This window comes from Buchnera aphidicola (Mollitrichosiphum nigrofasciatum), from assembly GCF_039388045.1.
Lineage (GTDB): Bacteria > Pseudomonadota > Gammaproteobacteria > Enterobacterales > Enterobacteriaceae > Buchnera_K > Buchnera_K aphidicola_B.
On the sequence record NZ_CP135015.1, the window covers coordinates 397,885 to 418,943 of the forward strand.

At 20.6% G+C, this 21,059-nt stretch carries 16 protein-coding genes and 4 tRNA genes; 7 read left to right on the forward strand and 13 right to left on the reverse strand.

Going from position 1 to position 21,059, the window contains the following annotated elements; all coding sequences use genetic code 11:
- Positions 1–61: 61 nt before the first annotated feature.
- Entirely contained in the window at positions 62–808 is a 747-nt protein-coding gene (locus RJT30_RS01975; protein ID WP_343190300.1) for a ferredoxin--NADP reductase, read from the forward strand.
- A gap of 83 nt (positions 809–891) precedes the next feature.
- On the opposite strand, the gene RJT30_RS01980 is transcribed toward RJT30_RS01975, so the two are convergent.
- The 4 genes from RJT30_RS01980 to dapF form a co-directional block, all read right to left on the reverse strand.
- Complete coding sequence (locus tag RJT30_RS01980) at positions 892–2,040, reverse strand: hypothetical protein (RefSeq protein WP_343190301.1); 1,149 nt, start codon at positions 2,038–2,040, stop codon at positions 892–894.
- 376 nt (positions 2,041–2,416) lie between these two features.
- On the reverse strand, positions 2,417–3,919 hold the full coding sequence (locus tag RJT30_RS01985) for an inorganic phosphate transporter (RefSeq protein WP_343190302.1): 1,503 nt from the start codon (positions 3,917–3,919) through the stop codon (positions 2,417–2,419).
- Positions 3,920–4,113: 194 nt separating this feature from the next.
- Positions 4,114–5,370, reverse strand: a complete 1,257-nt coding sequence (locus RJT30_RS01990) for an MFS transporter (RefSeq protein WP_343190303.1) — start codon at positions 5,368–5,370, stop codon at positions 4,114–4,116.
- Positions 5,371–5,471: 101 nt separating this feature from the next.
- Entirely contained in the window at positions 5,472–6,308 is an 837-nt protein-coding gene (gene dapF, locus RJT30_RS01995; RefSeq protein ID WP_343190304.1) for a diaminopimelate epimerase, read from the reverse strand.
- Between the two features lie 115 nt (positions 6,309–6,423).
- Here dapF and cyaY point away from each other — a divergent pair, with 115 nt between their 5' ends.
- Together cyaY and hemC are read left to right on the forward strand one after the other, a co-directional pair.
- A complete protein-coding gene (cyaY, locus tag RJT30_RS02000) occupies positions 6,424–6,768 on the forward strand; it encodes an iron donor protein CyaY (RefSeq protein WP_343190305.1) in 345 nt (114 codons plus the stop codon).
- 102 nt (positions 6,769–6,870) lie between these two features.
- On the forward strand, positions 6,871–7,806 hold the full coding sequence (hemC, locus tag RJT30_RS02005; RefSeq protein WP_343190306.1) for a hydroxymethylbilane synthase: 936 nt from the start codon (positions 6,871–6,873) through the stop codon (positions 7,804–7,806).
- Positions 7,807–7,869: 63 nt separating this feature from the next.
- On the opposite strand, the gene RJT30_RS02010 is transcribed toward hemC, so the two are convergent.
- The 8 genes from RJT30_RS02010 to RJT30_RS02045 form a co-directional block, all read right to left on the reverse strand.
- Positions 7,870–7,943, reverse strand: a tRNA-Pro gene (locus tag RJT30_RS02010).
- 16 nt (positions 7,944–7,959) lie between these two features.
- A tRNA-His gene (locus tag RJT30_RS02015) sits at positions 7,960–8,032 on the reverse strand.
- A 58-nt stretch (positions 8,033–8,090) separates the two neighbouring features.
- Positions 8,091–8,164, reverse strand: a tRNA-Arg gene (locus tag RJT30_RS02020).
- A 110-nt stretch (positions 8,165–8,274) separates the two neighbouring features.
- Positions 8,275–9,534, reverse strand: coding sequence for a transcription termination factor Rho (rho, locus tag RJT30_RS02025; protein WP_343190307.1), 1,260 nt, complete (start codon positions 9,532–9,534; stop codon positions 8,275–8,277).
- A 152-nt stretch (positions 9,535–9,686) separates the two neighbouring features.
- The gene (gene trxA, locus RJT30_RS02030) at positions 9,687–10,019 is read right to left on the reverse strand and encodes a thioredoxin TrxA (protein ID WP_343190308.1); all 333 of its coding nucleotides are present in this window, start codon (positions 10,017–10,019) and stop codon (positions 9,687–9,689) included.
- 1,453 nt (positions 10,020–11,472) lie between these two features.
- The gene (gene ilvC / locus RJT30_RS02035) at positions 11,473–12,951 is read right to left on the reverse strand and encodes a ketol-acid reductoisomerase (protein WP_343190309.1); all 1,479 of its coding nucleotides are present in this window, start codon (positions 12,949–12,951) and stop codon (positions 11,473–11,475) included.
- Positions 12,952–13,027: 76 nt separating this feature from the next.
- The gene (ilvD, locus tag RJT30_RS02040; RefSeq protein WP_343190310.1) at positions 13,028–14,863 is read right to left on the reverse strand and encodes a dihydroxy-acid dehydratase; all 1,836 of its coding nucleotides are present in this window, start codon (positions 14,861–14,863) and stop codon (positions 13,028–13,030) included.
- A gap of 82 nt (positions 14,864–14,945) precedes the next feature.
- Positions 14,946–15,018, reverse strand: a tRNA-Trp gene (locus RJT30_RS02045).
- Between the two features lie 162 nt (positions 15,019–15,180).
- Between RJT30_RS02045 and RJT30_RS02050 the strand changes: the two genes are divergently transcribed.
- From RJT30_RS02050 to fdx, 4 genes are all read left to right on the forward strand, one after another.
- Positions 15,181–16,398 carry an IscS subfamily cysteine desulfurase gene (locus tag RJT30_RS02050; RefSeq protein WP_343190311.1) on the forward strand — a complete coding sequence of 406 codons (1,218 nt, stop codon included), beginning with the start codon at positions 15,181–15,183 and terminating at the stop codon, positions 16,396–16,398.
- Between the two features lie 25 nt (positions 16,399–16,423).
- Positions 16,424–16,816 (forward strand): Fe-S cluster assembly scaffold IscU, encoded by a 393-nt coding sequence (gene iscU, locus RJT30_RS02055; RefSeq protein WP_343190312.1) that lies wholly within the window; start codon positions 16,424–16,426, stop codon positions 16,814–16,816.
- Between the two features lie 89 nt (positions 16,817–16,905).
- Entirely contained in the window at positions 16,906–17,373 is a 468-nt protein-coding gene (hscB, locus tag RJT30_RS02060; protein ID WP_343190313.1) for a Fe-S protein assembly co-chaperone HscB, read from the forward strand.
- Between the two features lie 59 nt (positions 17,374–17,432).
- Entirely contained in the window at positions 17,433–17,762 is a 330-nt protein-coding gene (gene fdx, locus RJT30_RS02065) for an ISC system 2Fe-2S type ferredoxin (protein WP_343190314.1), read from the forward strand.
- A 7-nt stretch (positions 17,763–17,769) separates the two neighbouring features.
- On the opposite strand, the gene der is transcribed toward fdx, so the two are convergent.
- On the reverse strand, positions 17,770–19,089 hold the full coding sequence (der, locus tag RJT30_RS02070) for a ribosome biogenesis GTPase Der (RefSeq protein ID WP_343190315.1): 1,320 nt from the start codon (positions 19,087–19,089) through the stop codon (positions 17,770–17,772).
- Positions 19,090–21,059 lie beyond the last annotated feature (1,970 nt).

Consider the following 21,059-nt stretch of genomic DNA (forward strand, 5'->3'; position numbering starts at 1 on the left):
AATTAAAAATAAATTATAAAAAATAATTTTATCTATCATTATTTTTATAATAGGGTCATATATGAGCAATTGGATAGAAGGAAAAATAATAAAAGTAAAAAAATGGTCTTCAAATTTATTTAGTATTATTTTAAAAGCTGATATTGAACCATTTATAGCAGGTCAATTTGCAAAATTATCAATTATTAAAAAAAATAAAAGAATACATAGAGCATATTCTTATGTAAATTCACCTGACAATAGAAATTTGGAATTTTATATAGTATTAATTAAAAATGGGATTATGACTCAAACATTAAACAAAATAAATATTAATGATAAAATATTTATTAGTAAAAAATCTTTTGGATTTTTTACTATTAATAATATTCCGAAATGTGAAAATTTATGGATGATATCTACAGGTACGGGTATTGGACCGTATTTATCAATATTATCTGAAAATAAAAACATAAATTTATTTAAAAAAATAATTTTAATACATTGTGTAAGATATTATAAAGACTTAAGTTATTTAAATTTGATAAATAAATTACACAGTAAAAATAAAAACAAAATAACAGTAAAAATAATATTAAGTAGAGAAAAAAAAAAAAATTTTTTAAATGGAAGAATTACAACATTATTTAAAAACGATTTGATTGAAAAATATACTCAAAGTGAAATAAATGCAAAAAATACACATATAATGTTATGCGGAAATCCTCAAATGATAAAAGAAATGTGTATAATATTAAAAGAAAAAAAAAAAATGAGCATTAATTTAAAAAATAAAACCGGTAATATAACACTAGAAAATTATTGGTAAATTAAATAAATATATAGAGCATTATGTAAATAAATTTAATGCTCTATTTTGTTTTTTTAAAATAAATAGATGAAGTTGTAGTACTATTTAATAAAATATAAATGCTGTAATTTTGGATCATCCACTTTTGAAATAATCATTGCTGTTCTAGCACCACATGAATCATAAATTTTTGTAACAGCATCTTGTCCAACTTCTAGTGTTGTAATATCAGTAATTAAAATTTTGTATGTATCTTCATTTATTTTTTCAATATTACATTTTAATATTGAATTTGTTGGGCGAAATTGTGTTAATTCTGGATTTTCTCTTAACAAATTTAAATAAGGTTGTGCTAATATAGCTCTATTAACATATGTTGAAATTAATTGTTGTGATTTTAATTCTGGTATTAATTCTTTAAATTTTTCTAAAATATCTTTCTCTTTATCAGATTTTATTTGAACACCATTAATAGTTAAATCAAAATCTTTTAAATCATGAATAAAATTTGGATTTAATGCTTGAGTTCTACTTAAATATTTAAAACTATAATTTAAAGCTCCGCTAGTACTAAAATTTTTAATAGATTTATCAAAAATTCTAGATATTTTCCAAGGAGTGTTCTTGGAATAATCTACATTTCCAAAAGACAAAATATCATAAAGAGTAGGAGATAATTCATATTCATTTAATAAATTATCTTCATTTACAAGATCATCATATTTACTATTTTGTATATTATTTAATATTTTTTCTTCAGATTTTTTCTCATTTTTTTTATTTTCACTTGTAATAAGGTTATTAATTCTTTCTAAAATCTCTGCATCAGTGAAATATATAGAATTTTCATTTATATGTATATTATCTTTTTTATCAATTGGTAAGGAAGAAATCCTTAATGTATCAGATTTACCATTAGTTATTACTGTACCATTATAACCTAATTTACTATCTTGATCGAACATATACATTGGCATAAGTGATGTATCATCTAAATATTTTTCATGAACAATTTTTTTATTAATTTCTTTTTTTTGTTCTTCTTTAGGATTTGCTGAATAATCTATAAGATTTTTGTAAATATTATAATCCACATCTTTTTTATGTAATACGCATGAATCAGAAATTATGTTATTTTTATCATGAAAATTATTTAATTTATTTTTTTTTTGTAAAAATAAATTTTCTATACGATTTTTAATATTAATTAAAACATCATTTTCTTTGTCTACCACTAGAATAGATGACATGATATTACATCCTCTTGTGTTTATAAAATAGAGATTCGCAAAAATTTTTATTCATAATTTTTATCTCTTTTTAATGTGCTGTTAATGATATATAATTATTTAATATACAACAAAATAATTAAAATATGTTAATATTATTTTATAATATTATTATTAAATAATACATTAAAAAATTTTATAATTAAAGTTGCATAATAAATTATAAATTATATAATCATTAATAACATGTTTAACTAATTTAAACAAACAATATTTACAATAATTTATTTTTAAAAATAAAATAATTTCGATATATTTTTAAATATATAATTTATATAAAAAATTTAAAATAAATTTTTTATATAAATTATATGTTAAATTATAAAAATTTAATAAACTATATTTTTAATAATAACCAATAAATAAAACCAGATAGAAAAAAAACAATAGGAAAAGTAAAAAACCAAGCATAAATAATATTTTTAATTGTGTGCATTTGTAATTGAAAACCATCAAATAAAATTGCTCCAGTTATAGATGAAGATAATATATGTGTCGTAGATATTGGAAAACCAAAATAACTTGAAAAACCTACTGATAAAGCAGTCGCTATTTGTGCAGAAATTGCTTGTTCATAAGTAATTTTTTTTTTTCCTATTTTTGTACCAATTGTTTTAAAAATTCTTTTCCAACCCATAGTTGTACCTATAGAAATAGACAAAGCAATTAAAAAAATAACCCAAAATGGAGTTTTTTGTGTTAATTTAGAAATTTGTATGTTCATATTATTTAAATATATTTTTTCTTCTTTTATTTTTATTGTACATATTATTTCTTTAATAATATTATTAATACATAATAAATGTTTTCTAATTTGATTTTTTTCATTATACGTAAGATTTTGAAAATTATCTAATAAATTTAAAATATATTCTAAATAGCTTATAAAATATAAAATATTTTTTTGTTCATTTGTAATAAATATAGTACTATTAATTTCATATTTATTTTTATTTAAAGGAGAACTGTTATTTTTTGAAAAAAAATATTTTTTTTTTAAATCTTCATTACTTTTAAAAATTGATGTTTTAAAATTTTCAAAAAAAAATTGAACGTCATGAATTTCACTTTTTGTAAGTTGAAAATTTATAAAATATTGAGATGGAGTTAAGATAATTAAAATCAACATCATTAAACCTACGCCTTTTTGACCATCATTTGCCCCATGCGAATAACTTACACCAAAAGATGAAAGAATCAACATAATTTTCATTATTAAAGACGGTTTATTTTTTTTGTAAGATTTTTTTTTATTATTTATTTTAAAATTAATATAACATTTATTATAAAATTTATTTAAAATTTTTTTAAAAAACAATAGCAATAATCCAGAAAAAAATAAACCTATTATTGGTGAAATAATAAATGATAAAAAAACATATTTAAAATTTAAAATATTTAATACTTGAATAATAGAAATGTTTTTAATTAAAGCATCAATACAACTTACACCCAAAATAGAACCAAGTAAAGTATGAGAACTAGAAATAGGTAAACACAAATACCAAGTTAAAAAATTCCAGAAAATAGAAACAATTAAAACTGAAGTAATCATTTTTATTCCATTATTTGAAGATGTATCAAATATAACTTTCAATGGAAATAAATGTATAATTGCATAAGCTACACTTAAACCACCAAAAAACACACCTAAAAAATTAAATATACTTGAATATATAATAGCAACTTTAGGAGATAAAACTTTTGTATGTACTACTATTACTAAAGCATTAGCTGAATCATGAAATCCATTAATTATTTCATACAAAACAACCAACAACAAAGAAATAATAAAAACAGTTGTGGTATTAATATAAAAATTAGGTAATAAATGTAACATAAATTTTACACAACCATTAAAATTATAAAAATATATTAATAAAATTTCAAAAATATAATTCTAATAATATAATAAAAATTTTTTAAAATTATATTCACTTTAAATATTTAAATTTGTAAATAAATATATAATTATAAAAATATTTATTTACAATAATTATATTTAAAATATAATATTACATTCTTAAAATAAAATTAAATACGCTGTGATACATTTATTAACTTTGCTGAAAAAAAAATACCTAAACCTAATAAAAAATAAATAAAACATGAAATATACAACCAACCACCGAAAAACCAAAATAAACCTCCAAAAGTTCCAAAAAAACTCGATCCTAAATAATAAAAAAATAAATACACAGAAGAAGAATAACCTTTACTATTTCTTGAACAATGCCCAATCCACGAACTAGATATAGAATGTGCAGCAAAAAAACCACCTGTGAATAATATTAATCCTAAAAAAATTATAATTAATTGATTAAATTGAGTAAAAGATAAACCACAAAGCATTAAGATCAAAGATCCTATTAACACTTTTCCATAACCGTGTATTTTTGTTAATAAACCAGCTTTAGGTGAAGTATATACACCTATTAAATAAATTACAGATAAAAATCCTACTATAACATGATTTAAGTAAAATGGTTTAATCATTAATCTGTACCCAACATAATTAAATAATGTAATAAAACTACCCATTAATATAAAACCAATAGTAAATAAAATTCTCAACTGAATATTTTTTAATGGTAAAATTAAATTTTTTATAAAAGTTTTTAAACAAAATGATTCAGTAATAAAATTTTTAGAAGAAGGAAAATATAATACAAAAAATGTAAATGCTATAAAAGAAATTAAACCAATACAAAAAATAGCAATATTCCAAGAATAATAATGTACAATAAAACTTGTAAAAAATCTTCCAAAGAAACCACCAAAAGTATTACCACTAATATACAAACCAACAGATAAAGCAAGATCACTGGGTTTAATTTCTTCTGTCATATATGTCAATATAACAGAAGTTACACCACTTAAAGATAAACCAACTAATGCTCTACATATAACTATAGAGTGCCAATTACTAACACTAGAACATAAAATAGTAAAAAAAGAAGCAAAAAATAAAGAATAAGAAATAATTCTTTTTCTACCAAATACATCAGCTAAATTACCTGTAAATAACATTCCTATAGCCATAACAATAGTAGTAATAGATAAAGATAAACTACTTCTAGCTGGATTTAATTGAAAGACTTTGGAAAAAATAGGCAATATTGGTTGAACACAATATAAAGTAGAAAAATTTGCTAAACCAGCGCAAAAAAGTGATATTATAAAAAACTTATATGATTTTTTTCCAGTGGTAATATATTTTTTTTTAATTATTTTCTTTTTAATAAAAGAAAAAAAAACAAAAATTTTAAATAAATAATTTAATAAATTCACAGAGAAACCTCTCTTAAAATATATATAATATTTAATATATTTATAATATTATATTTAAATAATATTTAAGATTTTTATAATAAAAATAGATTTTTAAAAATTTATATATTTATCAAACCGTCATATACATGTACTGCTGGACCTTTCATATATAAATCATATTTTAAACCTTTCCATTTAATATTTAAACTTCCACCTAATAAATTTACTTCAACAGAATTAGATAACATATCATTAATACAACCTACTGCTACTGCAGCGCATGCTGCACTACCACAAGCATTAGTTTCACCTACATGACGTTCATATACACGTAAAAAAATTTTTTTTTTATTAATTATTTGCATAAATCCAACATTAACAGATTCTGGAAATAAATTATTAGAACTTATTAATTTTCCTAATTTATTTACATTTACATAATTAAAATTTTTAACTGGTATAATACAATGAGGGTTGCCCATAGACACTACACCACACAATATTTTTTTATTTAAAATTTTAATATTATATATATTTTTTTTTTTTTTATATAAAAAAGGAATATTATAAGGCTGAAAATTTGGTTTACCCATGTTAACCTGAATACAATTAGAATTAAATATTTTTATACACATTAATGTTGAATGTGTTTGAATATATATTTTTTTTTTTTTAATAATATTTTTTAAAATAATATAATAAGCTAAACATCGAGCACCATTTCCACATTGTGAAACTTCTATTCCATTAGAGTTAAATATTCTATAAAAAAAATCTGCTTTTTTGTTTTTTGATTTTTCTAATAATAATAATTGATCACATCCTATACCTAAATTTCTGTTAGACATTTTTTTAATCATTTGTGTAGATAATATCACATTACCAAATAAATTATTAATTATTATAAAATCATTACCAAGACCATGCATTTTAGAAAAAAAAATTTTTTGTTTCATATTTTTAATAAAAATTTTATATCAATATTATTTTTAATTATTATATATTTAATATATTATATTAAATAATTTATATTTAAATTTTATTTAAATGATAATACAAAACAGGAATAAAATGATCAGTAAAAAAAAAATGAAATTATCATTATTTCATGCAATTGTAGATAAAACAATGTCAGAAATTGAAAAAGTATTAGATCAAAATCTTGGATATGATATTCATGATTTTGAAATAAATAATAATATTATGTCTATTACTTTTAAAAGTAAAAATAAAATATTACTTACACGACAAGAATCAATACGTCAATTATGGTTAGCAACTAACCGTAAAGGCTATCATTTTAAATATGAAAATAATACATGGTTATGTATAAAAAGTTGTAAAAAAATTAATACAATTTTAAAAAATTTATTTTTAAAAGAAATTCCAAAAAAAAAAATATCCAAATTATTTTAAAAAGTAACATAAATATTTTTATTTCAATTATTTAAATATATATCATAAATAAAATATTTAAATATTAAAGTACAAACATGTTTATTTATAAATGGAAAGAATATGTTTAAAAAAAAAATAAGAATAGTAACTAGGAATAGCCCATTAGCATTAAAACAAACACATTACGTAACAAAAAAATTAAATAAATTGTATCCAAAATTAGAAATTGAGATTATTCCTATTATTACAAAAGGAGATGTATTAATTAAAAATAAAATAAAATATGGCAAGGATCTATTTATAAAAGAATTAGAAATTGCTTTATTAGAAAATAAAGCAGATATCGCCATACATTCTGTAAAAGATATACCAAATAACTTTTCAAAAGAATTATCTATAATAAATATTTGTAAAAGAGTAAACGCATTAGATGCATTAATATCTAATAAATATAATTGTATAAAAAATTTACCTAAAAATGCTAAAATTGGAACTTCTAGTATAAGAAGAAAATTTCAACTTATAATGTATAGACCTGATTTAAAAATAATTCCTATAAGAGGTAATGTAGAAACACGAATTAAAAAATTAGATTCTGGAAAATATGATGGTATCATTTTAGCAGTTGCAGGTTTAAATAGATTAGGTATACAAAATAGAATTCGAGAAATAATAAAAAAAAAAATATTATTACCACCTTGTGGTCAAGGTGCTATAGGAATACAAACACGTATTAACGATACTTTTATTTTATTTTTAATATCAAATTTAAATCACAGATTAACAAAAATACGAATTATTGCAGAAAGAGCTTTTTGTAAAAAATTAGGTGTAAATTGCAATATACCAGTGGGAATTTATGCAAATTTTAAAAATAAAAATTTAAAATTAAAAGGATTAGTAGGTTCTCCAGATGGAAGATATATTATTCAAGGTACACGTAAAGGTCCTTTATTTTTAGCAGAATATATGGGAAAATCTTTAGCTACAGAGTTATTAGATAAAGGAGGTAAAAAAATATTAAAAAAATATATTAATAAAATTATTTCTAAATAATTTTATTAAATTTAAATAATTTTAATGCAATTAAATATTATTCTAAATTATAAATAATATTTTTCGGCAAGGGAGGATTTGAACCTCCGACCTACTGGTCCCAAACCAGTTGCGCTACCAAGCTGCGCTACTCACCGTTATAAAATATAAATGGGTGGCTAATGGGTCTCGAACCCATGACAACTGGAACCACAATCCAGGACTCTACCAACTGAGCTATAGCCACCAAAATTTTAAAAAATAATTATTTAACCAATTAATCTATTTAATTAATTGGATCAATATGCACCCGACAGGAATTGAACCTGATACCTCTACCTTCGGAAGATAGTGCTCTATCCAAATAAGCTACGGGCGCTTTTAAAATATAAAATTTATTATAACATATTTGCAATATATGTAAATATATATTTATTTTTGCAATCATGAAATTTTAAAAAGTTTATAAAATATAATATTTTAAAAAAACTAAGGGCATTTCATCATATTAAAAAATTCATTATTAGTTTTAGTCATTAATAATTTGTTTATTAAAAATTCCATTGCATCAATTTCATTCATAGGATGAATTATTTTTCTTAAAATCCACATTTTATGTAATTCTTCAGATGTAGTTAATAATTCTTCTTTTCTTGTACCAGATTTATTATAGTCAATCGCAGGGAAGACTCTTTTTTCTGCAATTTTTCTAGAAAGTGGAAGTTCCATGTTTCCTGTACCTTTAAATTCTTCATAAATAACTTCATCCATCTTTGATCCAGTATCGATTAATGCTGTAGCTATAATAGTTAAACTTCCACCTTCTTCAACATTTCGAGCTGCTCCAAAAAAACGTTTGGGTCTATGTAATGCATTAGCATCAACCCCTCCAGTTAATACTTTTCCTGAAGAGGGTATTATAGTATTATATGCTCTAGCTAATCTTGTTATTGAATCTAATAAAATTATTACATCTTTTTTATGTTCTACCAAACGTTTTGCTTTTTCAATAACCATCTCTGATACTTGTACATGTCTTGAAGCAGGTTCATCAAAAGTTGATGCTATTACTTCGCCTTTTACTAAACGCTGCATTTCTGTAACTTCTTCTGGTCTTTCGTCAATTAATAAAACCATTAATACGCAGCTAGAATGATTATGAGCAATACTTTTTGCTATATTTTGTAATAAAACTGTTTTTCCTGCTTTCGGTGGCGCAACAATCAAACCTCTTTGACCTTTACCAATAGGCGTTGCTAAATCTAATATTCGTGCTGTTAAATCTTCTACTAAACCACTCTCACATTCCATTCTTAAACGAACATTAGCATGTAATGGAGTTAAATTTTCAAATAAAATTTTACTTTTTATATTTTCTGGATCATCGTAATTTATAGAATTTACTTTTAATAAAGCAAAATATCGTTCTCCGTCTTTTGGAGGACGAATTCTACCGGAAATAGTATCTCCAGTTCTCAAATTAAATCTACGTATTTGACTAGGAGACACATAAATGTCATCTGGACCTGCTAAATAAGAACTATCAGCTGAACGTAAAAAACCAAATCCGTCCTGGAGAATTTCCAGAACTCCGTCACCAAATATATTAGCCCCGCTTTTCGAATGTCTTTTTAAAATGGAAAAAATGATATCTTGTTTACGCATACGTGCTAGATTTTCTAATCCTATTTTCTCACCAAGTACAATTAATTCAGTAATAGGTGTATTTTTTAATTTGGTAAGATTCATAATAATAGGTTCTTAATAATTGGGAATATATATTTAATATAATTTTATTTTTAAAAAAAATTATTATAATTAAATAAAAAATATATAATTTAAAAACTGAAATAAAAAATATAATTTTAAATAAAATTGAATAAATTACTTATATTTAAATTTTATTTTAAATTGTTTTGTAAAAAATCTATTAATTGATTTTTAGATAAAGCGCCAACTTTTGTAGATAATAATTCACCGTTTTTAAATAATAATAATGTTGGTATACCACGAATTGAATATTTTGGTGCAGTTAAAGGATGTAGATCTATATTTATTTTAGCAATTTTAATTTTTTTATAAAATTCTTCTGCAATTTCTTCTAAAATAGGTTGTAATAATTTACATGGAGCACACCATTCTGCCCAAAAATCTACTAAAATCATTTTTTTTTCTTGTAGAACTTTTTCATTGAAATTATCATCTGTTAAATTAATAATTTTTGAATTATTCATTATTTTTCCTAATATATTTTATTTAAATTTAATAAATATAATACACTAACAATGTATAAATTGAATACATTGCAAAGTTATTTAAATATTTTAAATAGATAATTACATCATTAGTTTGTTTTTGGAAAATTTTTTATTATATTACAATTATAATAATTTAAAATAATACTTTTATTTGATTTTAAAAAATTTAAAATAATTTAAATAAAATTAAATAAATATTTGTATTTTATATTTTATTATAAAAAGTAATTGAAAAAATTATTTTTTATGACATATCCATGTAAGTGAAAAATGTTATTTTAATATTATTATGAATTTTAAGAAATGTAATTCAATTATTTTTATTATAATTGTATAGAAATTTAAATATATTAAATTATATAAAATTATTAAATTTATTTTTTATTTTATTAGTATTTTAAATATATTCATAATTTAAAAATCTTTCATTGATAATTTATTTTAAAAAAAAAAAAAAAAAAAAAAAAAAAATAAAAAAATGCAGAATTTTAATAATTTATTAATTCTATAAAAATTTAAACATATAATTAAAAATTTATATGTAATTTGTAAAATATCTTACATTATATAGTTTTATTTAAAGGAAAATCTAAAACTATTTTTTAATTTTAAAATTTTAAAATATTAAAAATTAAATAAATTTTAAAATATATATATTTTTTTATTTTAAAATATTTAATAGTTATTTTTTTTAAAAAATGTAATTATTTTGTTAATTTTTATAGTTTGTAATGTTTCAAAAAAATTAAAATTATATAATAATTATAAATTCATTTATATTTTAATATTAAAATATATTTAATACTATATTAAAAAGTAATACTAAAAATTTTAAAATAAAAATAATTTTTACAATATTATATAATTTAATATTAAATAACTTTAATATTTATTTAAATATAGATACTTAATTTTATTAAACGATTTATTTTTAATATTTTAATTTCTTTTTTAAAAATATTATAAAAATATAATAAAAATTATCATTCAATATATTAAAAATATAAAATAAATATTATATATAAATTTTAAATTAATATTATTTACATCCTAATTTTTTTAAAATATATAAATTTTAATAATGCATATTCTAAAAAAAAATGAAAAATTATTTTTATTGATACAAATATATTTATATTGATACAAATATATTTATATTAATACATTAAAATTTTTATTTAATTTTTGAAATTTCTTTCTTCTTTTATAATAAAAATAAAGTAAAAATATTTTACTTATTATATTTTATTTTACAAATTTTTATTTTTTAACAATATTATCTATGAATTTAAATATAAAAATATTTTTATGTAAAATTTTATTAAAAAGTAATTTTTATATTGAAATTTTTATAAATTTTAAATAAGAAAAAAATAAAAAACAGAAATTTTAATTATTTAAATGTAAAAAATTTAAAAGTTCAAAAAAGTTATAAATTAGCAACTGTGATTTTTTTCATTTTAGTCATGAATTTACGTAATTTATTACCAACAATTTCAATACTATGATTTTCAATCATATAATTTATATTTTGTAATTTTATGTTATCAATATTAGATTCTTTGATTGCACTACCTAAATCACCATCTTTAATATTAGACATAAAATTTTTAAAAATAGAATAAGCAGAATTAAAAAACAAATAACTACCATATTCAGCAGTATCAGAAATAACTAAATTCATTTCATATAAACGTTTTCTTGCAATAGTGTTAGCTATTAAAGGTAATTCATGTAAAGATTCATAATATGCAGATTCTGGCATAATTCCAGTTTCTAACATAATTTCATATGATAATTCAATTCCAGCTTTTAAAGTTGCAATCATTAATATTCCATGATCGTAATATTCTTGTTCATCAATTTTATTATTATTTGAAGGAGCATTTTCAAATGCACTATTTTTACTTTCTAGACGCCATTTTAATAAATTTTTATCTGCATTATTCCAATCTTTAATCATATTTGAAGAAAATTCTCCAGACATTATATCATCCATATGTTTTTTAAATAAAGGTGATAAATGAGATTTTAATAAATTAGATAATTCACAAATACGTATCTTTTTTGTATTAGAAACTCTATTTAACATCAATTTAATACCACCATGTTTTAAAGATTCAGTGATAACTTCCCAACCGTATTGAATTAATTTACTTGAATAAGCGGGATCAAAACCTCTTTTTAATAATTCTTCATAAAATATTATTGAACCAGTTTGTAACATACCGCACAATATAGTTTGTTCACCCATTAAATCTGATTTAACTTCTGCTACAAAAGATGACTCTAAAACACCAGCTTTATGACTACCTAAAGCAACCGCCCAACCTTTAGCATATTTTAAACCAATATTATATAAATCATTTTCATTATGAACAGCTATTAATGTTGGAACACCAAATCCTCGTAAATATTCTTCACGTACTTCAGTTCCAGGGCATTTTGGAGCAACCATAATTACTGTTATGTCTTTTCTTATTTTTTGACTCATTTCTACAATATTAAATCCATGAGAATATCCTAAAACAGAATTTTTTTTCATTAATTTTTGTAATTTATTAACTACTTCACTATGTTGTTTATCTGGTGTTAAATTTATTACTAAATCTGCATTAGGAATTAAATTTTCATAAGAATCAACATTAAAATTATTTCTAACTGCATTTTTCCAAGAAATATTTTTACTTTGAATACTTTCTTTTCTTAAAACAAAGGATATATCTAAACCCGAATCCCGCATATTTAAACCTTGATTAATACCTTGTGCTCCACAACCAATAATAACAATTTTTTTATTTCTTAAAATATTTAAACTATTTTTAAAAGAACTTTTAAATAAAAAATTACATTTTTTTAAACGTTTATTTTTTTTTCTAAAAGAAAGATCATTAAAATAATTTTTCATATACCCTCTTTGAATTATTTATTAATTATGTTATTTTTAAAAAATTTATTACTAGTTTAATATATAATTTTAAACATTAAATTTTTTTAATCGCTCCTTCATCTGCACTAGTAGCAAATTTAGAATATATTTTTAAAGAATTAGATATTATTCTTTTTCGATGCATTGGAGTATATGCTTGTAAACCTCTTTTTTCTTCTTCTAATTTTCTTACCTGTAATTCTTTATTTGAAACATTTAATACAATTGAACGATTATTAATATCTATAGTAATCCAATCTCCAGATTTAACGAGAGCAATTAAACCTTTATTAGCTGCTTCAGGTGAAATATGGCCAATAGAAATACCAGAGGTTCCTCCAGAAAATCGCCCATCTGTTATTAATGCACAATGTTTATCTAATTTCATAGATTTCAAATAAGTAGTTGGATATAACATTTCTTGCATACCTGGACCTCCTTTAGGCCCTTCATATCTTATTACAATAATATCTCCGAAATTTATTTCTTTTTTTAAAATACTTGCAACTGCTTCTTCTTGACTTTCATAAACTTTTGCTTGACCTTTTAAAAAAAAATTTTTTTTATTTATTGCAGCAGTTTTTACAACGCATCCATTTTTTGCTAAATTTCCATATAATACAGATAATCCACCACTTTTACTATAAGCATATTTAATAGATCTTATACAACCATTTTTTCTATCTTTATCTAATTTATCCCATCTACAAGATTGTGAAAATGGTTTAACAGTTTTAATGTTACCGGGAGCTGCTTTGTACATTTTTAAAATATTTTTTTTTTTAGTTGTTAAAATATCATATTTTTTTAACATTTGTTTAAAACTAATATTTAAAATGTTTCTAGTATTATTTTTAATTAATTTATTTTTATTTAATTCATTTAATACACCTATGATACCACCTGCTCTATGTAAATCTTCCATATGATATTTCATGCTACTTGGAGAAATTTTACAAATATGAGGAATTTTATTAGATAAATAATTTATATCAGACATATTAAATTTAATCATACCTTCTTTTGCAGCTGCTAATAAATGCAAAATTGTATTTGTTGAACCACCCATAGCAATATCTACAATCATAGCATTATGAAAAGCATTTTCATTAGCTATATTCCTTGGTAATACTGAAATATCATTTTCTTTATAAAATTTATTAGTTAATTGGACTATTTTCTTACCTGCTTGTATAAATAATTTTTTTCTATCGGCATGTGTAGCTAATAAAGTACCATTACCAGGAAAAGCTAAACCAAATACTTCCATTAAACAATTCATAGAATTAGCTGTAAACATTCCAGAACATGAACCACATGTAGGACAAGCGGAACGTTCAATTTTGTCTATTTTTTTTTTTGTTGAATTGGGATTTACACTTTCAATTATAGCTGAAACTAAATCTATTTTTTTTTCTTTATTTACGCCAATATATTTACCAGATTCCATTGGGCCGCCAGAAACAAAAATAGTAGGAATATTTAATCTTAATGCAGCCATAAACATACCAGGAGTAATTTTATCACAATTAGATATACATACCATAGAATCTACACAATGAGCATTAATCATATATTCTATAGAATCTGCAATTAATTCCCTAGAAGGTAAAGAATATAACATACCAGCATGTCCCATTGCAATTCCATCATCTATAGCAATAGTGTTAAATTCCTTAGCCACTCCACCTGATATACTTATATTTTTTGAAACTATTTTACCTAATTCACGTAAATGAATATGTCCTGGAACAAATTCTGTAAAAGAATTTACAACAGCGATAATAGGTTTTTTAAAATCTTCATCTTGCATACCTGTTGCACGCCACAAAGACCTAGCACCAGCCATATTCTTTCCTTGAGTAGTAGTACTAGAACGATATTTAATCATGTAATTTCCTTAATAATTTTTATAAAATTGCATGTATTTTAAAATTAGTTAATTATAAATTAAAATAATAAATTGTAATAAACAGGAACGGAGGGAATTGAACCCACAACTTTCGGTTTTGGAGACCGATGTTCTACCAATTAAACTACGTTCCTATATAAAAATTATAATATATTTTTTTCTTTTATTATAATAAGATAAAATTAAATAAATGTATATAATATTTTACTTTATTTTAAAAATTTATTAAATAATCTTAATATAATAATTAGTATTAAATAATTAAATTAATAATTAATTTTAGAGGTCTAAATTTTATGAAAATTCCTATATATTTAGATTATGCAGCAACTACACCTATGGAACCTAAAATTGTTAAAAAAATGAATAATTATTTAACAATTGATGGAATATTTGGAAATTCCGCTTCAAGATCACACAGTTTTGGTTGGCAAGCAGAAGAATCAATAGAATCAGCAAGAAAGAATATCTCAAATTTAATTAATGCACAATCTAGAGAAATTATTTTTACTTCTGGAGCTACTGAGTCTAATAATTTAGCTATTAAAGGTATTGCTAATTTTTATTCTAATAAAGGCAACCATATTATAACAAGCAGAATAGAACACAAATCTGTCATAGATACTTGTAGAGAATTGGAAAAATATAATTTCAAAATAACATATTTAAAACCTGATAAAAACGGAATAATAAATATTCAAGATATTAAAAAAAAAATAAAAAAAAAAACTATTTTAATTTCTATTATGCATGTAAATAATGAAATAGGTAGTGTACAAGATATTGAAAATATAGCAAATTTATGTATAAATAATAATATATTATTTCATGTAGATGCTACACAAAGTATTGGTAAAATTCCTGTTGATTTAAAAAATATATCTATTGATTTAATGTCTTTTTCTGCACATAAAATTTATGGACCTAAAGGAATTGGTGCTTTATATATAAGAAATAAATCACCAAGAATAAGAATTGCATCTCAAATTCATGGAGGAGGGCATGAAAGAGGAATTCGTTCAGGTACTTTACCTGTGCATCAAATTGTTGGTTTTGGTGAAGCATGTAAAATAGCACAAAAAAAACAATTAAAAGATAATATAAAATTAAAAAAATTAAGAAACTATTTTTGGAATAAACTTTCTGATATTGAAGAAATATATTTAAATGGTAATTTAAAAAATTTAGCTCCGCATATTTTAAATATTAGTTTTAACTATGTAGAAGGAGAATCTTTAATTATGGCTATTAAAGATATAGCAGTTGCTTCTGGTTCTGCTTGTACTTCTGCTAGTTTAGAACCTTCTTATGTATTAAAAGCTTTGAATATAAAAGATGAATTAGCTCACAGTTCAGTTCGTTTTTCTATTGGACGGTTTACTACAAAAAAACAATTAAAATATGCTAGTAAAGTTATTCATAAAGCATTAGTTCGTCTTCGGAATTTATCACCATTATGGGAAATGTTTAAATCTGGAATTGATATAAATAAAGTAAATTGGCAACAACATTAATTAAAATTATATTTTAGGAAAAAACATGGCTTATAATAAAAAAGTTATAGATCATTACGAAAATCCACGTAATGTTGGTACATTTTCTAAAGAAGATGAAAATGTTGGTATTGGTTTAGTTGGGGCACCAGCATGTGGGGATGTAATGAAATTAGAAATAAAAGTACATGATGGTATTATACAAGATGCTTGTTTTAAAACATATGGTTGTGGTTCAGCAATTGCTGCAAGTTCTTTAATGACTGAATGGGTTAAAGGTAAAACATTAAGTGAAGCCAAAGAAATAAAAAATACTAAAATTGTTAAAGAGTTAAAATTACCTCCAGTAAAAATTCATTGTTCAATTTTAGCAGAAGATGCAATTAAAGCTGCAATAAAAAATTATAAAAGTAAATTTTCTTTTAAAAAACGAAAATAAAAACACGTTCTTTAAAGAAATGTACAAATTTTAACATTTTTTTAAAGAATATTTAATTATTTAATTTTATAACTAATATGTTGAATTATATGAATTTTTTTGAATATTTTAATTTACAAGAAACAGTTTTAATTGATCAAAAAGTCTTAAAAAGAAAATATTATTTTTTACAAAAAAAATATCATCCAGATTTTTTTTTAGACAAACCAAAAAAAATTCAGAGAAAGATTTTGAAAAAATCTAAAAAAATAAATAAAATTTATAAAATATTTAAAAATCCTTTACAAACTACACAATATTTTTTAAGTATTAAAGGATATAAAATTTATGATATTAATTTTTTAAAAAAAGAAAAAAAAAATTTTTTAATAACACAATTTTTATTAAATGAAGAAATTTCTAATATTAAAATTAAAAAAAAAATATTTATTAAAAAATTGAATTTTTTATATTTTAAATATATTAAACAAATGTTTGCTAAAATTGCATTTGGAAAATTTAAAAATTCTGCTTTTTTTTTATATAAGTTGTTTTTTTTTGAAAAATTATTATTTTGAATATTTTATTTTAATATTTAATTTTATGTAAATTTTTTAAATATATTTAAAGGAATAATATGCCTAAAATTTTTTTTCAACCACATAAATTAATGATACCTAAAGGAATGGAATGTTATTGTGAATCAAATTTAACAATACTTGATGTTGCATTAAAAAACAATATTTTTATAGAACATAGTTGTAATAAATCTTGCGCATGTAGTACATGTCATTGTATTATAATAAAAGGTTTTAATTCATTATCTAAATTAACAGAAAAAGAAGAAAATTTATTGGATAGAGCTTGGGGTTTAAATGAATATAGTCGTTTATCTTGTCAAGCAAAGATAGGAAAAGAAGATTTAATTGTTAAAATACCATTACATACTTGTAATTTATCATTTTAAATTTTTTTTATTTTTTAATAAATGGATTTTTATTTTCTTTAAATATTAATTTTATAATACAATTATTTAATTTCATTTCTTTTTGAAAAAAATTTTTTAAATAATTAATATAACTTTTAGGTAAATTATTAACTTTATTTCCATGTATAATGATTGTATAAGGATTTATTTTTCCTGTATGTGCATATTTTGGTTTTATTCGTATTTTTTTTTGTATAGGTGGTTGATGTTTTTTTATAGCTTTTTTTAATATTTTTGTTAAAAATTGACATGAAAATTTTTTTTTTTTGATATTTAAAATTTTTTGAATAGATAACATTAGTTTTTTTATTCCAGTTTCATATAATGCTGATAAAAAATGTATTTTTTTAATATTTAAGAATTTTAGTTTTTTTTTTATTCCTTCTTTTATTTCTTTTTTTTCTTTTATAGATATTTTATCTTCTTTATTGACTGTTATTAATAAAAAATTTCCATTTTTAATGATAATTTTTATTATTGATAGATCTTGTTTAGAAATTTTTTTTTCTGATATATCTAATATTAAAATAATTATTTTACTTTTTTTAATCATTTTTATTGATTGTTTAATAGAACATAATTCTATTTCATTTTTAATATTTTTTTTTTTACAAATTCCAGCAGTATCTGTTAAAATATATTTTTTTTTTTTTATTTTATTAAGTATTGAAATACTATCACGTGTTGTTCCTGGTTTTTTATCTGTTATAAATTGTTTTTTTTTAAGTAAAGCATTTCCTAATGTAGATTTACCTACATTAGGTTTTCCAATGATAGTGATATTTGTTCTTTTTTTTTTTATTTTATTAATATTTTTTTCTTTAAATTTTATTTTTGAAATGACATTTTTTATTGTTTTAGGTAACATAGTGGATATTTTGTGTATTTTTTTATAACCTAATTTGTAAAATTCACATATTTTTTTATTTTTTTTTATATTTTCTGTTTTATTTATTATTAAGTATGTTTTTTTTTTTTTTTTTTTAATTATTTTTGAAATAAAGTGATCTTCTTTTGTTATTCCTTCTTTTCCATCTACTATAAAAAATATAATATGAGCTTCTTTTATTGCTTTTTTTGTATTTTTAATTGATTTTTTTTTTATTATTGATTTGGTATTAGTAATTCCTGCAGTATCTATGATTTTAAATTTTTTTTCTTCTTTGATAATATAATGTCCGTAATTTCTATCTCTTGTTGTACCTGATTTTTGTGAGGTTATAGCTTTATTACTATCTGTTAATATATTAAATAAACTTGATTTTCCTACATTAGGTTTTCCAATTAAAGCAATAATAGGAAGCATTTTATTCCTTACTTATTTATTTATACTTAAATTAATATTAATGAATAATATTAATGAATAATATTAATGNATANTAATGAATAATATTAATGAATAATATTAATGAATAATATTAATGAATAATATTAATGAATAATATTAATGAATAATATTAATAATATTAATGAATAATATTAATGAATAATATTAATGAATAATATTAATATCAATATCAATGAATGCGTATGATATATAATGTAATATTAATGAATAATATTAATTTATATAATTCATAATATCAATTATATCAAGTATATAAATAGCATATTATCATAACATTAATGAATATTAAAATAATATGCGTATTTTCATAATAAATATTATTATTGTAAATAATAAATATCATATTTTATGGTAATGTTTATTATAATCATAAATAATTTATTTATGATCATATTAAACTATGAATTGAATATTACATTATAAGAATGCATATTGTAAATATACTAGCATTAAATTATAATCCACTGTGAAGATATTACAATCTAATATCATCATATTTATATTCATCATCAATAATTGGTTGATCGTCAATATTTACTTTTTAGTAAATATTACCTTTATATTCAATATTATAATAAATATTTTAATTCAAATATTCATCTAATATTTAAACCTAATGAATCCAACTTACGTATCGTAAGTGGTTATTGGGTAATATCAATATCACATTATTCATAATATGATTGTACTTATTTACAATCTAAATATCAACACCAATATCAATTATATGCTATCAAAAGTATAGATAGCGCAACTCAATTTCAATATTAATTTATAACCGATCTAGACATCCTAGTCAATAAATATATAGAACAAATAATGCATGAATAATCTTTTCCGGCATTGATAAATCATGAATTTAAATAATACCTGGCATTTGCATAAGTTCATTATGTGACGCACTGAATCCTGTAATAAAATATTTCTCATTAAGAGATTCATTGTATCCTAATTATATATAATTTAATTATATAATTATATATTAAATATAGAATACTTCTGTATAATGGTTTATAATGCTTCTATACCTACACATCAAAATGATGTGTAGGTATAGAAGCATTATAAACCATTATACAGAAGTATTCTATATTTAATATATAATTATATAATTAAATTATATATAATTAGGATTCAATGAATCTCTTAATGAGAAATATTTTATTACAGGATTCAGTGCGTCACATAATGAACTTATGCAAATGCCAGGTATTATTTAAATTCATGATTTATCAATGCCGGAAAAGATTATTCATGCATTATTTGTTCTATATATTTATTGACTAGGATGTCTAGATCGGTTATAAATAAATATTGAAATTGAGTTGCGCTATCTATACTTTTGATAGCATATAATTGATATTGGTGTTGATATTTAGATTGTAAATAAGTACAATCATATTATGAATAATGTGATATTGATATTACCCAATAACCACTTACGATACGTAAGTTGGATTCATTAGGTTTAAATATTAGATGAATATTTGAATTAAAATATTTATTATAATATTGAATATAAAGGTAATATTTACTAAAAAGTAAATATTGACGATCAACCAATTATTGATGATGAATATAAATATGATGATATTAGATTGTAATATCTTCACAGTGGATTATAATTTAATGCTAGTATATTTACAATATGCATTCTTATAATGTAATATTCAATTCATAGTTTAATATGATCATAAATAAATTATTTATGATTATAATAAACATTACCATAAAATATGATATTTATTATTTACAATAATAATATTTATTATGAAAATACGCATATTATTTTAATATTCATTAATGTTATGATAATATGCTATTTATATACTTGATATAATTGATATTATGAATTATATAAATTAATATTATTCATTAATATTACATTATATATCATACGCATTCATTGATATTGATATTAATATTAT

Bases quoted from the DNA above. Each gene is read 5' to 3' on its own strand.
- RJT30_RS02050 (WP_343190311.1), top strand. From the start codon at position 15,181: ATGAAAATTCCTATATATTTAGATTATGCAGCAACTACACCTATGGAA.
- fdx (WP_343190314.1), top strand. From the start codon at position 17,433: ATGCCTAAAATTTTTTTTCAACCACATAAATTAATGATACCTAAAGGA.
- ilvD (WP_343190310.1), bottom strand. From the start codon at position 14,863: ATGATTAAATATCGTTCTAGTACTACTACTCAAGGAAAGAATATGGCT.
- hscB (WP_343190313.1), top strand. From the start codon at position 16,906: ATGAATTTTTTTGAATATTTTAATTTACAAGAAACAGTTTTAATTGAT.
- dapF (WP_343190304.1), bottom strand. From the start codon at position 6,308: ATGAAACAAAAAATTTTTTTTTCTAAAATGCATGGTCTTGGTAATGAT.
- RJT30_RS01985 (WP_343190302.1), bottom strand. From the start codon at position 3,919: ATGTTACATTTATTACCTAATTTTTATATTAATACCACAACTGTTTTT.
- RJT30_RS01975 (WP_343190300.1), top strand. From the start codon at position 62: ATGAGCAATTGGATAGAAGGAAAAATAATAAAAGTAAAAAAATGGTCT.
- rho (WP_343190307.1), bottom strand. From the start codon at position 9,534: ATGAATCTTACCAAATTAAAAAATACACCTATTACTGAATTAATTGTA.
- der (WP_343190315.1), bottom strand. From the start codon at position 19,089: ATGCTTCCTATTATTGCTTTAATTGGAAAACCTAATGTAGGAAAATCA.
- RJT30_RS01980 (WP_343190301.1), bottom strand. From the start codon at position 2,040: ATGTCATCTATTCTAGTGGTAGACAAAGAAAATGATGTTTTAATTAAT.
- ilvC (WP_343190309.1), bottom strand. From the start codon at position 12,951: ATGAAAAATTATTTTAATGATCTTTCTTTTAGAAAAAAAAATAAACGT.
- trxA (WP_343190308.1), bottom strand. From the start codon at position 10,019: ATGAATAATTCAAAAATTATTAATTTAACAGATGATAATTTCAATGAA.
- cyaY (WP_343190305.1), top strand. From the start codon at position 6,424: ATGATCAGTAAAAAAAAAATGAAATTATCATTATTTCATGCAATTGTA.
- iscU (WP_343190312.1), top strand. From the start codon at position 16,424: ATGGCTTATAATAAAAAAGTTATAGATCATTACGAAAATCCACGTAAT.
- hemC (WP_343190306.1), top strand. From the start codon at position 6,871: ATGTTTAAAAAAAAAATAAGAATAGTAACTAGGAATAGCCCATTAGCA.